The organism is Amycolatopsis rhizosphaerae (assembly GCF_007713715.1).
Taxonomy (GTDB): Bacteria; Actinomycetota; Actinomycetes; order Mycobacteriales; family Pseudonocardiaceae; genus Amycolatopsis_E; species Amycolatopsis_E rhizosphaerae.
In genome coordinates, this window is sequence record NZ_VJWX01000183.1 from 1 (window position 1) to 12,941 (window position 12,941).

The 12,941-nt window shown below is 71.9% G+C and carries 12 protein-coding genes and 1 pseudogene; 9 read left to right on the plus strand and 4 right to left on the minus strand.

Translation table 11 applies throughout. The annotated features are described in order from the left end of the window. From FNH05_RS38135 to msrB, 3 genes and pseudogenes are all read left to right on the plus strand, one after another. Positions 1-588, plus strand: a pseudogene (locus tag FNH05_RS38135) (serine/threonine protein kinase); the annotation flags it as partial. After that, entirely contained in the window at positions 588-896 is a 309-nt protein-coding gene (locus FNH05_RS18800) for a hypothetical protein (protein WP_425458464.1), read from the plus strand. The pseudogene FNH05_RS38135 and the gene FNH05_RS18800, both read left to right, overlap by 1 nt. A gap of 22 nt (positions 897-918) precedes the next feature. Then, positions 919-1,341, plus strand: coding sequence for a peptide-methionine (R)-S-oxide reductase MsrB (gene msrB, locus FNH05_RS18805; protein WP_144590005.1), 423 nt, complete (start codon positions 919-921; stop codon positions 1,339-1,341). On the opposite strand, the gene FNH05_RS18810 is transcribed toward msrB, so the two are convergent. Genes FNH05_RS18810 through hemE form a run of 4 tightly spaced genes read right to left on the minus strand, consistent with a single transcriptional unit; the run spans position 1,319 to position 5,930 of the window. After that, positions 1,319-2,692: a CoA transferase gene (locus FNH05_RS18810; RefSeq protein ID WP_246127823.1), complete on the minus strand. Its 1,374-nt coding sequence runs from the start codon at positions 2,690-2,692 to the stop codon at positions 1,319-1,321. The two genes, msrB and FNH05_RS18810, sit on opposite strands and share 23 nt — an antisense overlap. 4 nt (positions 2,693-2,696) lie before the next feature. Continuing rightward, positions 2,697-3,389 (minus strand): hydrogen peroxide-dependent heme synthase, encoded by a 693-nt coding sequence (hemQ, locus tag FNH05_RS18815; RefSeq protein WP_144590006.1) that lies wholly within the window; start codon positions 3,387-3,389, stop codon positions 2,697-2,699. A gap of 19 nt (positions 3,390-3,408) precedes the next feature. Next, positions 3,409-4,842 (minus strand): protoporphyrinogen oxidase, encoded by a 1,434-nt coding sequence (hemG, locus tag FNH05_RS18820; protein ID WP_144590007.1) that lies wholly within the window; start codon positions 4,840-4,842, stop codon positions 3,409-3,411. Continuing rightward, positions 4,839-5,930 (minus strand): uroporphyrinogen decarboxylase, encoded by a 1,092-nt coding sequence (gene hemE, locus FNH05_RS18825; RefSeq protein ID WP_144590008.1) that lies wholly within the window; start codon positions 5,928-5,930, stop codon positions 4,839-4,841. Before hemE ends, hemG begins: the two co-directional genes overlap by 4 nt. 87 nt (positions 5,931-6,017) lie before the next feature. Between hemE and FNH05_RS18830 the strand changes: the two genes are divergently transcribed. From FNH05_RS18830 to FNH05_RS18855, 6 genes are all read left to right on the plus strand, one after another. Beyond that, positions 6,018-6,581: a DUF3000 domain-containing protein gene (locus FNH05_RS18830; protein ID WP_186382617.1), complete on the plus strand. Its 564-nt coding sequence runs from the start codon at positions 6,018-6,020 to the stop codon at positions 6,579-6,581. A 212-nt stretch (positions 6,582-6,793) separates the two neighbouring features. After that, positions 6,794-6,985, plus strand: a complete 192-nt coding sequence (locus FNH05_RS18835) for a hypothetical protein (RefSeq protein WP_144590009.1) — start codon at positions 6,794-6,796, stop codon at positions 6,983-6,985. Between the two features lie 303 nt (positions 6,986-7,288). Next, positions 7,289-8,005, plus strand: coding sequence for a response regulator (locus tag FNH05_RS18840; RefSeq protein WP_144590010.1), 717 nt, complete (start codon positions 7,289-7,291; stop codon positions 8,003-8,005). 68 nt (positions 8,006-8,073) lie between these two features. After that, positions 8,074-9,327 (plus strand): ribonuclease D, encoded by a 1,254-nt coding sequence (locus tag FNH05_RS18845; RefSeq protein ID WP_144590011.1) that lies wholly within the window; start codon positions 8,074-8,076, stop codon positions 9,325-9,327. 297 nt (positions 9,328-9,624) lie between these two features. Then, on the plus strand, positions 9,625-10,818 hold the full coding sequence (locus FNH05_RS18850) for a thiolase family protein (protein WP_144590015.1): 1,194 nt from the start codon (positions 9,625-9,627) through the stop codon (positions 10,816-10,818). After that, positions 10,815-12,923, plus strand: coding sequence for a 3-hydroxyacyl-CoA dehydrogenase NAD-binding domain-containing protein (locus FNH05_RS18855; protein ID WP_144590012.1), 2,109 nt, complete (start codon positions 10,815-10,817; stop codon positions 12,921-12,923). Before FNH05_RS18850 ends, FNH05_RS18855 begins: the two co-directional genes overlap by 4 nt. Positions 12,924-12,941 lie beyond the last annotated feature (18 nt).

A 12,941-nucleotide genomic window follows, 5' to 3' on the forward strand; every position in this document is an offset into this window, starting at 1 on the left:
CCGCGTAACCCGACCGCGGCCTTCATCCCGCCCTCGCGCCCGGCGAACCAGGCCTCGGCCGCCGATGCCAAGCGCAAGAAGGTGTTGCTCGGCTCGGCCGCGGCCGCCGTCGTGGTCATCGTGGTGATCGTGGTGATCGTGTCCAACCTGGGCGGCTCCCCCACGGGCGGCGGCACGCATCCGGCCACCGGCAGCACCACCAAGCAGACCACCGCCCCGCAGTCCAGCGCGCCCAGCAGTGCCGCGTCGGCCGCGCTGGGCCAGACTCCCCACGTCGGCGGCTCCATCGACTACAGCCGGGCGGGCAACTTCGTCAGTCAGTTCCTCTCCGACCTGCCCGGCGACGCCGCGTGGAACCTGCTCACGCCCGCCGCGCAGTCGGTGTACGGCAGCGAAGCCAACTTCCAGGCGTACTGGTCGGCCCACAAGCTGAGCAGTTGGATCTCCATCACCGCCGACAAGGGGAGCAACAGCGACGGCTCGGTGGACATGTACACCACCATCGCCGGTGTCGGCCGGGTCGGCGGCTGGCGCGTGGTGAACACGACCGAGGGCCTGCGCATCGACGCCGACACCCGCATCGGTTGATGGCCTACCGTGGGGGTATGGCCGGAAACGAGCGTGATCCCCGGCTCGACGAGGACCTGATCGGGCTGGACCCGCACGATCCCGAGGTAAAGGCGTTCGCCGAGCATCTGGACCGCATGCGCCGGGCCGAACCGGGGTTCACCGTCGAGGCCTCGCTGCACCGCGTGGCCGATTTCGCCGAGTCCAGCACCCGCGCGGGCGGGCTTCGCTGGTGGGTCGCGGCGATCGTGGTGGTGCTGATCGTGTTCGGCGTCGTGGTGGCGGGCTGGGACATCGTCCTCCACGCTCTGCGCTGGCTGGCACAGTGACGGGGACGGGTAACCTGGCGGCATGAAACCTGTCACGGGTTCGACGCCCCGGGTGGTCAAGACCGAGCAGGAATGGCGGGAGCAGCTCGGGCCCGAGGAGTACGCGGTGCTCCGCCAGGCGGCCACGGAACGCCCGTTCACCGGCGAGTACACCGACACCAAGGCCGAGGGCGTCTACGAGTGCCGCGCCTGCGGCGCCGAACTGTTCCGCAGCGACACCAAGTTCGAAAGCCACTGCGGCTGGCCGTCGTTCTTCGACCCGGCCGACTCCGACGCGGTGATCCTGCGGGAAGACCACTCGATGGGGATGGCGCGCACCGAGGTGCTGTGCGCGTCCTGCCACAGCCACCTCGGCCACGTCTTCCGCGGCGAGGGCTACCCCACCCCGACCGACGAGCGGTACTGCATCAACTCGATCGCGCTCAGGCTGCTGCCGGAGAGCTGAACATCGCGGCGTCCGCGCCCGGCAGCGGGGAACCGTGTGCCCAGTAGGGCATGGCGCCCGGCAGGATGCCCGGCACGCGCACGTGCGTGAGCGTGCCGAACCCGCTTTCGGTCTTCTCCAGCAGGTCCGTCACGTCCGGCTCGGCCGCGCCGCCTTCGGTCCGGCCGAGTTCGTCCAGCCACCGCCCGGTGCGGGCCAGGGAAAGCCGGGCCCGCAGGCTCGCCCCCTCCAGCGCGCGGCGCCGCAGCCCCGTCATCGCCGCCGCGCCCGCCAGCCAGCCGGTGGCGTGGTCGAGCGCCTGTGCGGGCAGTGGCTCCGGCTTGCCGGTCGCCGTTTCCGCCGCGATCCCGCCGGCCATCTGCACCAGGCTGTCGAAACCCCGGCGGCGCGCCCAGGGCCCCTGCCAGCCGTAGGCGTCGAGTTCGACGAGCACGATGCCGGGGCTGGCCTGCGCCAGTTTCTCCGCGGTGAAACCCAGTCCGGCGAGCGCGCCCGGCCGGTAGGACTGCACGAACACGTCCGCCTCGGCGACCAGTTCCCACAGCCGGTCGCGCCCCGCTGCCGTGCGCAGGTCGAGATGGGCCGACCGCTTGCCGAAACCGGTGTCCATCGCCAGCATCGGCAGGGTGGGCAGGTGGGCGGCGCCGATGTGCAGCACGTCCGCGCCGTGCGCGGACAGCACGCGCCCCGCGACCGGCCCGGCGATCACGTGGGTCAGCTCCAGCACCCGGATCCCTCCGAGCGGCCTGTCCGAAGTGGACGGACGGGGTGGTGGTACCGGAGCGGGCCCGATCGCGGTGAACTCCGCCAGCGGCGCGCCGGCCAGCGCCTGCCCCTGCGGGTGCGCCAGCCACTGGGCGCGGGTGCGCATCGCCGCGGCGGCCCCTCCCTCGGCGATCACCGCCTCCTGGACGTCCCACGCCGTGCGCCGCGCGACCGCTTCCCCGACGGCCTCCCGGCTGTCCGGCACGTTCAGCGCCCGCCGGACCGCCTCACCGTGGTGCGGGTAGTTGCAGTGCAGCTTCACCCAGCCGTCGGCGGCCCGGTAGTCCCCGGACAGGCCCTGCCAGGCATCCGGCGGCAGCCCTCCGTCCACGCGCAGGTACCGCTCACTGCGGAACGCGGCCGCGGCGTGCCCGGTGTCCACCGACACCGGACCGGGTTCGGTCCCCTTCAGGCGGGCCAGTTCCGCGGCCGCCAGCGTGGCCGCCGCGATGCTCAGGGAGGCGGCCGCCGCGACCCGGAACGGCCCGGGCAGCACATCTTCCCCGCCGGTGATCTCCACTGCCCCTGGCGCGGGGTGCTCGCCGGTCAGCGAGTGCCACAGGGCACCCAGTTCGGTCTCGAACACCCTGTTACGGGAGCGCCGCGATCAGCTCGGCGGGCTGCACCCTCGTGCCGGTGTAGAACGGGGTCTCCTCGCGCACGTGGCGCCGGGTCTCACTGCCGCGCAGGTGCCGCATCAGGTCCACGATCCGGTGCAGTTCGTCCGCTTCGAAGGCGAGCATCCACTCGTAGTCGCCCAGCGCGAACGACGCCACCGTGTTGGCCCGCACGTCGGGGTAGTCCCGCGCCATGCGGCCGTGCTCGGCGAGCAGCTTGCGGCGCTCGTCGTCGGCCAGCAGGTACCACTCGTAGGAGCGCACGAACGGGTACACGCAGACGTACTTGCGGGGCTCTTCTTCGGCGAGGAACGCCGGGATGTGGCTCTTGTTGAACTCCGCGGGCCGGTGCAGCGCGAACTGGCTCCACACCGGGGTGGACACCCGGCCCAGCGGGGTGCGGCGGAACCCGGTGTAGGCCGCCTGGACCTGCTCCGGCTCCTCGGCGTGCCACCAGATCATGTAGTCGGCGTCCGCCCGCAGACCGGACACGTCGTACACGCCGCGCACGACCACACCCTTGCCCTCCAGCGCCTCCAGGTACTCGGTGGTCTCCTGGGCGGCGGCGCCGCGGTCGTCGGGGAGCCTGCCGGGCTCGACCCGGAACACGGACCAGGCGGTGTAGCGGATGGTGTTGTTGAGCTCGGAATAGTTCAGGCGCGCCATGACTCCATCTTGGCACTACTCAAGCGTGCGACGGCCCGGAGGTGATGCGGGTCGCGAGATCGTCCACGGCACGTTCGGCGGTGGCGACGCAGGCCGGAATCCCGACCCCGTGCAGCACCGCCCCGGCCACCGCCAGGCCCGGCACCCCGGCCACGGCGCGCTCGACGCGCGTCATCAGTTCCGTGTGCCCGACGCCGTACTGCGGCAACCCGCCGTCCCACCGCACGACGTGGGTGTCGAGTGGTTCCGCGGTGATCCCGGCCAGTTCCGCGAGGTCGGCGCGGACGCGCCGCACCAGTTCCTCGTCGTCGGCCGCGAGTGCCCCCGGTTCGCCGAACCGGCCCACCGAGCCGCGCACCAGCCGCACGTCGTCGCCGAGATGCCCCCATTTGCGGCTGGAGAAGGTGAAGGCCTTCGCCGCCACCGGGGTGCCGTCGCGGTACCGCTCCCCGGCGCCGATCAGGATGCCCGAGGCGTCCGGGAGTTCCGTGTCACCGGGCAGGGCGAGGGCCACCACCGCCATCGAGGCGACCCGGACCTCGCCGAGCGCGGCGGCCGCCTCGGGAGCGGCCTCGGCGAGCAGCGCGCTCGCCGCCGGCGCGGGCACGGCCAGTACGACGGCGTCCGCTTCCGTGATCTCGCCGTTCGCCAGTTCCAGCCGCCAGCCGCCCTGCGGCAGCCGGTGCAGCGCGCGCACCGCGGTGTTCAGGCGGACATCGGGCTTGGCCAGCTCCGCCAGCAGGTCGACGAGCGTGCCGAGACCGCCGGTGAGCGTGGCGAACACCGGCTCGCGGTTCTGCGGCGCCGACGGCGACGGTGCGGGTAGCAGCGACGCGGCCGCGGCGGTCAGCGAACCGGCTCCGGCGTCCAGCGCGGAGGCCAGCGCGGGCACCGTCGCCCGCAGGCCGAGCCCGTCGGCTCCCCCGGCGTAGACCCCGCCCAGCAGGGGATCCACCAGCCGGTCCACCAGTTCGTCGCCGAAGCGGTCCCGCAGCAGCGCGCCGAGGTTCACGTCCCCGCCGCCGAGCGACACCGGCGGCAACCCGGGCTCGGCCGCGACGCGGCGCAACCCCTCCTCCGACAGCACTCCCGCGACCGCCTCCGCCGACCCCGGCACGCCCATCACGGTGCCCGAGGGCAGCCGGACGAGCCGTCCGCCCGCCCGGACCGTCGACTGGGCCCCGGTGGGGTGGGTCAGCTGCCCGCCGAGCCCGGCTTCCGAAGCCAGTGCGGCCACCTCGGGGCGGCGGGCGAGGAAGGCCTCGGCACCCACGTCGTAGGAGTGGCCTGCCAGTTCCACGGTGCGCAGCTTGCCGCCGAGCGTGCCTGCCGATTCGAACACGGTGATGGCAATGTCATCACCGCCATCACCGCCATCACCGAACCTGCCGCGCAGCCGGTACGCGGCGGTGATCCCGGAGATGCCCCCTCCGACGACGGCAATGTGCATCATGGCTCCAGTTCGTGCACCAGATCGACGACCCTGGTCAGTACCGCGGGGTCGGTTCCCGGGAGCACCCCGTGCCCCAGGTTGAAGATGTGCCCGGCGGCGGCGCGGCCCTCGGCCGCGATCCGGCGGACCTCCGCCTCGATCACCGGCCAGGACGCGCCCAGCAGCGCGGGATCGAGGTTGCCCTGGACCGCCGGGGCCGGTTCGCCCGCCGCCGTCAGCCGCCGCACCGCTTCGTCCAGCGGGATCCGCCAGTCCACGCCGACCACGTCGGCGCCCGCGTCCCGCAGGGCCGTCAGCAGCTCTCCGGTGCCCACGCCGAAGTGGATCCTCGGCACGCCGTAGTCCTCGATCCCGGCGAACACCTTCGCCGAGTGCGGCAGCACGAATTCGCGGTACTCGCGCAGGGTCAGCGCACCCGCCCAGGAATCGAACAGCTGGACCGCGTCCGCCCCGGCGTCCAGCTGCACGCGCAGGAAGGCCAGCGCGAGGTCGGCGAGCTTGCCCGCCAGCGCGTGCCACAGCTCCGGATCGGAGTGCATGAGCGCCTTGGTGTGCTCGTAGGTGCGGCTGGGCCCGCCCTCGATGAGGTAGGAGGCGAGCGTGAACGGCGCACCCGCGAAGCCGATCAGCGGCGTCTCGCCCAGCCTGTCCACCAGCAGGCGCACGCCGTCCGCCACCGCCGAAACCTGCTCCGGGTGCAGCGACGGCAGTGCCGCCACATCCTGCGCGGTGCGCACCGGCGAAGCCACCACCGGGCCGGTGCCCGGCACGATGTCGATGTCCACCCCCGCCGCGTAGAGCGGCACCACGATGTCGCTGTACAGGACCGCGCCGTCCACCCCGTGCCGCCGTACCGGCTGCACCGTGATCTCGGCCAGCATCTCCGGGTCGAAGCAGGACTTGAGCATCGGCACGCCCTCGCGCAGCGCGCGGTACTCGGGCAGGGAACGACCGGCCTGGCGCATGAACCAGACGGGCAGCCGGGACGGGCGGCCGCCGCGGGCGGCGACCAGGAGCGGGGCCTGCGCGAGGTCCCGCCGGGCCGGAGTCCGGCTGGGAATCCGGCTGGAGGAGGCGGTAGTAGGCATCGGGACCATCGTGCCACGCGGCCCGTGGCCCCCTTCCCTCGGCGCGTCTACGTTCCCCGGTCGCCTTTCCGTCCTACAGTCGGCGCTGTGACCGCGATGACGCATGCGCCCGAGTTCTTCCGTGAAGCTGTCGCGGCGCTGCAAGCCGTCCGGCCGAGGCCGGAAGTGACCCTGGAGACCATCCGCGCGCCACAGCGGCTGGCTCCCTGGTCCTACGCACTGGGGTGCGAGGCCACCGGCCCCGCCGACGTGCTGGCCACCGGCAGGCTCGTGCTGCTACACGACCCGGAGGGCCAGCCGGCGTGGCAGGGCGTGCTGCGCCTGGTGATCTACGTGCGCGCCGAACTCGACACCGAACTGGCCGCGGATCCGTTCCTGCCCGCCGTGGGCTGGTCCTGGCTCACCGACGCGCTGGAGTGCTCGGGTGCCCCGTTCAAGGCACTGGGCGGCACTGTGACCGAAACCTCCTCGGCCCGGTTCGGGGACATCTCCGGCCCGCCCCGGTCCGACGATCTGGAACTGCGCGCCTCGTGGACGCCGGCCGACCAGCATCTCGAACCGCACGCCGAGGCGTTCCTGCAGCTCATGTCCAGCGTGGCCGGACTGCCGCCGGTCGGCGTCACCCTGTTCGAGCAGCGGCAAACCTCGTAAAACGCCGCAGGAAGCGGGGAAACACCTCTCTCCCCGGTCTTTCCGCCGACGTCATGGGCGGCCCGCCTACCGGAGATAATCCGGAATCTGGAATAATCCTGATCGCGCCGCTCTGGACCACTCCATGTCGTCCCATGCCGCCCCATGCCCCGGCGGGCGAGGGATCGCCGGTGCCGCCTCGCCGAGGCGCCGTCAGCTCGGAAGGAGCGGGAATGACCGGCAGGACCGCCTCGCGCCGCCACGCCGCCGTGTCAAGCACTCCCGCCGAATTCGCCCGGCCGGCCCCGGCCGGGCCCGCTCTCCGCGCACGCCGGGCGCCCGGTTCCGGCATCCGGGCCACCCGCGGGGCTCAGGCTTCCCACGATCCGCTGAACCGACTCCCCCGCTCGGTGGTCGCCCACTAGTTGGCGAACGCGCAGATGCACGACGCGGATGCACGCGCATCCGCCAGACGTGAAAGTCTTTCTATCGTGTGCACTCCGCGATCCGTTAGCCACCGGGCGTGTATTAGCCCGAATGTGCTACATGGAGAGCACTTTGTCGGTACCCGATCGGGATAGATACCGCTCGGATCGCCCCGCAAGTCCTCCCGGGCGGCTAGAGTGCTCCTTCGACGACACCACTTTCGGTCTAGAGCTGGCGCGGCTGATTGGCCGAAAGTCCCGGTGCCGGTCGGGGGGCACGACCGACTCCAGGGAGGTAGTGACGTGGCTGCCGTCGGCTTATCTCAGGCCGTCAGATCCACGCCAGCCGGCGCGTTGCCGGCGAGCATGGTTCCGCACCCGCGGGAAGAGCTGTTTTCCGTGCTGGTGGTCGATGACCACCCGTTACTGAGGGAGGCTATTGCCGCACGGCTCGCTCAGATGGGAGCGGGCACCGTTCACGAGGCTGCATCGGTAGCCGAGGCGAGAGCACGAGCGACCGCGACGGGTCCCTGTGACCTGGCGATCCTCGACCTCGGTCTGCCGGACGGTTCGGGCATCGAACTGGTCACGGAACTCCGTAGCCAGGGCTGGCCCCGGATCGTCGTGCTGGCCGCGTCGGACGACCCGTACGCCGTGCGCTCGGCCTTCCAGGCCGGTGCCCAGGCATATCTGCTCAAGTCGGCCTCACCCATGGTGGTGACGGACGGCGTGCGCAGAGTGCTCGAGGGCGGCGTGTACGCCGACCCGAGCGTGGCACCGGTGCTGGCGACCGGCACGCGAGTGCCGGGCACGGACAACACGCCGCGGGAGCTGTCCGCGCGCGAGGTGGAGGTGCTCCAGCTCGTGGCGGACGGTCAGTCCAACAAAGAAATCGGCGAGGAGCTCAGCCTCTCCGCGCTCACCGTCAAGTCGCACCTGTCCCGGATCGGGCGCAAGCTCGGCACCGGCGACCGGGCGCAGATGGTGGCGCTGGCGATGCGCGCGGGCGTCATCCGCTGACCGACACACAGAACCCGGTGGGACGGGCGTACCCACTTCGGTCCGCCCGTCCCGTAGGGTTTGTCTCCGTGGAAACCGCAGATCACGGCCTTGACGCCGCGGAGCAGCCGGTCGGCCCCATCCTGCTGAAGGAACCGGCCGACGGTACGCCACCGGTGGTGGCCGACCCCCTCGAACTTGAGCGCGCCTGTGAACGGCTCGCGGCGGGAACAGGGGCGATCGCGGTCGACACCGAACGGGCGTCGGGATACCGCTACTGGCCCAAGGCGTACCTGGTCCAGCTGCGCCGGGAGGGTGCGGGCACGGTGCTGATCGATCCGATCGCACTGGCCGGGGAACTCGACCCGCTGCGGCAGGCCGTCAACGGCCAGGAGTGGGTGCTGCACGCCGCCTCGCAGGACCTGCCGTGCCTGGCCGAGCTCGAACTCGCCCCGGACAGCCTGTTCGACACCGAACTGGCGGGCAGGCTGGCCGGTTACGAGCGCGTCGCCCTCGGCACGCTCGTCGAACTCCTGCTCGGGTACCAGCTCGAAAAGGGGCACAGTGCGGCCGACTGGTCGAAACGGCCCCTGCCCGTGGACTGGCTGAACTACGCCGCGCTCGACGTGGAACTACTGGTTCCGCTGCGGGAGAAGCTCGAGGCGGAACTCGCGGTCCAGGGCAAGCTCGACTGGGCCCGCCAGGAGTTCGAGGCGGTCCGCACCGCGGGCCCGCCCGCGCCGCGCGCCGAGCCGTGGCGCCGGACCTCGGGCATCCACAAGGTCCGGACCGCGCGCGGCCTCGCCGCCGTCCGTGCCCTGTGGGAGGCCCGTGACGAGCTCGCGCGCAAACGGGACCGGGCGCCGAGCCGCATCCTGCCGGACAGCGCGATCGTCAACGCCGTCCTGGCCGAACCCCGCTCCATCGCCGAACTGCAGGCCCTGCCCGTCTTCGGCGGGCGTGTCCAGCGGCGCTACACCGCGAACTGGTTCCGGCATCTCCAGGCCGCGCGCGCCCTGCCGCGCGAAGAACTGCCGAACCCCTCGCAGCCGAACGACGGGCCGCCCCCGCCGAACCGCTGGGCGGACAAGGATCCCGACGCCGCGGCCCGGCTGGCGGCGGCGAGGTCCGTGCTGAACGCCATCGCCGAGCACCACCGCCTGCCGGTGGAGAACCTGCTGCTGCCCGATCTGCTGCGGCGCACCTGCTGGCGCCCCCCGGAGGACCGCGGTACGGAGAGCGTCGCCGAGGTGCTGCGTGCCGGGGGCGCGCGTCCGTGGCAGGTGGAACTCACCGCCGCCGAACTGGCCAAGGCACTGCGCGCCACCGCCTCCGGCTCCTGACCTTCCCGCCCGGGCGTCGCACTTTCCGTCGAAGCGCGACCCCCTTCGCGTGCCCAGACGCCCGGAAAGGTGGCGTAACCCACTCGACAAGGCCACACCCCTGGTTACCCGCGGGTAACAAGGGCTATGGTGCGCTCGTACATCGTTCACGTCGGTGCGACGTCGCCCGGCCGCCCGTGGCCGTCACCGGCCATCCCTCCGGCCGGATCTCGCACCGTGCGGAGCGCGGGGCCGCCCGCGCGACAACAGAGTGGAGCAACCGTGGCCGCAACACCCCTAGCGCCGACCGCGCGGGCGGTGCGCACCGTGGCCTTCGTCGACGGGGTCCGGACCCCGTTCGGCAAGGCCGGCGACAAGGGCATCTACGCCGGTACCCGGGCCGACGATCTCGTGGTCAAGGTGATCAGGGAACTCCTGCGCAGGCACCCTGAGCTGCCGCCCGAGCGCATCGACGAGGTCGCCATCGCCGCCACCACGCAGATCGGCGACCAGGGCCTGACCATCGGCCGGACCGCCGCGCTGCTGGCCGGCCTCCCCCGGTCCGTGCCCGGTTTCGCGATCGACCGCATGTGCGCCGGCGCGATGACCGCGGTGACCTCGGTCGCCGGTGGCATCGGCATCGGCGCCTACGACATCGCCATCGCCGGCGGCGTCGAGCACATGGGCAGGCACCCGATGGGCGAGGGCGTCGACCCGAATCCGCGCATCGTCGCCGACAAGCTGGTCGACCCGACCGCCCTGGTCATGGGCCAGACCGCGGAGAACCTGCACGACCGGTTCCCGGCGATCACCAAGGAGCGTGCGGACGCCTACGCGGCGCAGAGCCAGGAGCGCTACGCCGAGGCCGTCAAGACCGGCAAGATCGGCCCCGAACTGGTGCCGGTCGCCATCCGCAACGCCGAGCTGGGCTGGGGCCTGGCCACCGAGGACGAGCCGCCGCGGCCGGGCACCACGGTCGAGCAGCTGGCCAAGCTCAAGACCCCGTTCCGCCCGCACGGCCGGGTCACCGCGGGCAACGCGGCCGGCCTCAACGACGGCGCGACCGGCGCGATCCTCGCCGACGAAGACACCGCTCGCGAGCTGGGCCTGCCCATCGGCATGCGGCTGGTCGGCTACTCCTTCGCCGGTGTCGACCCCGAGATCATGGGCGTGGGCCCGGTGCCCGCGACCGAGAAGCTGCTCGCCCGCACCGGACTGTCCATTTCGGACATCGACCTGTTCGAGATCAACGAGGCCTTCGCGGTCCAGGTGCTGGCCTTCCTCGACCACTTCGGCATCGACGCCGCGGACCCGCGGGTCAACCCGTGGGGCGGTGCCATCGCCTGCGGTCACCCGCTCGCCTCGTCCGGTGTGCGGCTGATGACCCAGCTGTCGCGCCAGTTCGCCGAGCGGCCCGACGTCCGCTACGGCCTCACCACCATGTGCATCGGACTCGGCATGGGCGGCACTGTGATCTGGGAGAACCCTGCCTACGACGGGAGCAAGAAGTGACCTTCACAGCTGAACAGGCCAAGGCCGCGTTCCCGAACGAGGTGGTGACCAGGGCGGTCACCCGGCTGGTGAACGTTCCCGGGCTCGACAAGCCCGTCGCGCTGATCACGCTCGACAACGGGCACGACCACACCCGGCCCTCCACCTTCGGTCCGCAGGGGCTGGTCAGCCTCGACTCCGCACTGGACGAGGCGTTCGCCGCCGGGCCCGCCGCGATCGCGGTGACCGGCAAGCCGTTCATCTTCGCCGTGGGCGCCGATCTTTCCGGGGTCGAGGCGGTCTCCGACCCGGCGCTGGCGCGTGAGATCGCCGAAACCGGGCACGCGGTGTTCCGCCGTCTGACCGACTCGGAGATCCCGACCTTCGCCTTCGTCAACGGCGCAGTCATGGGCGGCGGGCTCGAACTCGCGCTGTCCTGCCACTACCGCACGCTTTCGGAGAACACCGCGGCCATCGCGTTCCCCGAGGTCTTCCTCGGTCTGTTCCCGGGCTGGGGCGGCACGCAGCTGCTGCCGAACCTGATCGGCCCGGACGCCGCGGTCACCGTGATCGTGGAAAACGCGTTGAACCAGAACAAGATGCTGAACGTGGCCAAGACGGCCGAACTCGGCATCGTCGACACGGTCTTCGGATCGGCGGACTTCCTCGAGCAGTCGCTGCTGTGGCTGGCCAAGGTCGTCCGCGGTGAGCTCACCCCGGCCCGCCGCGAGATCGACCGCGGCGAGGCGTGGGATGCCGCCATCGCCCGCGCCCGGTCCATTGTGGACGGCAAGACGCACGGCGCGTCCCCGGGCGCGACCAAGGCCGTCGAACTGCTGGAGCTGGCGCGCACCGCCGATCTCACCACCGGCTACGCGGCCGAGACCGAGGCGCTCGCCGAACTGCTGATGAGCGACACGCTGCGCGCGGGCCTGTACTCGTTCAACCTGGTGAACAAGCGCGCCAAGCGCCCCGCGGGCGCGCCGGACAGGTCGCTGGCCCGCAAGGTCACCAAGGTCGGCGTCGTCGGCGCCGGGCTGATGGCCAGCCAGCTGGCGCTGCTGTTCGTGCGGCGGCTCAAGGTTCCGGTGGTACTCACCGACGTGGACCAGGAGCGCATCGACAAGGGTGTGTCCTATGTGCACGCCGAGATCGACAAGCTGCTGGGCAAGGGCAGGCTCTCGCCCGACGCGGCGAACCGGCTCAAGGCGCTGGTCACCGGTTCGCTCGACAAGGCCGCCTTCGCCGACGCGGACTTCGTGATCGAGGCCGTGTTCGAGGAGATGGGCGTCAAGCAGCAGGTCTTCGGCGACCTCGAGCAGTACGTCTCGCCCGAAGCCATCCTCGCCACGAACACCTCCTCGCTGTCGGTGTCGGAGATGGCGTCGAAGCTGCAGCACCCGGAGCGAGTCGTCGGCTTCCACTTCTTCAACCCGGTGGCCGTGCTGCCGCTGCTGGAGATCGTGCGCGGCGAGCGGACCGACGACGCCGCGCTGGCGACCGCGTTCGCGCTCGGCAAGCAGCTGAAGAAGTCCTGCGTGCTGGTCAAGGACGCGCCCGCGTTCGTGGTGAACCGGCTGCTGCTGCGCTTCCTCGGCGAGGTGCTCAACGCGGTCGACGAGGGCACGCCGTTCGAGGTGGCCGACCGCGCGCTGGAGCCGCTCGGCCTGCCGATGTCGCCGCTGGTGCTCATGCAGCTGGTCGGCCCGGCCATCGCCCTGCACGTCGGCGAGACCCTGCACGCGGCCTTCCCGGACCGCTTCAAGGTGAGCGAGAACCTCAAGAAGTTCGTCGAGGCGGGCAAGCGCGCCGTCTGGCAGTGGGACTCGGCGGGCAACCAGGTGGTCGACCCCGAGGTCGCCGCGTTGTGGCAGCTGGGTGACCGGCCGTCCACCGAGGAAGAGGTGCGCGAGCGGGCACTCGCCGCGATCGCCGGGGAGATCCGGATCATGCTCGACGAGGGTGTGGTCGCCGAGGCGCAGGACATCGACCTGTGCATGCTCCTCGGTGCCGGCTGGCCGTTCTGGCTCGGCGGCATCACGCCCTACCTCGACCGCGAGGGCGTCTCGGACAGGGTCAACGGCAAGCCGTTCCTGGCCCCGGGCGTCGCCTCCGTCCCGGCGTAACCCGGCTCAGTCGAAGGG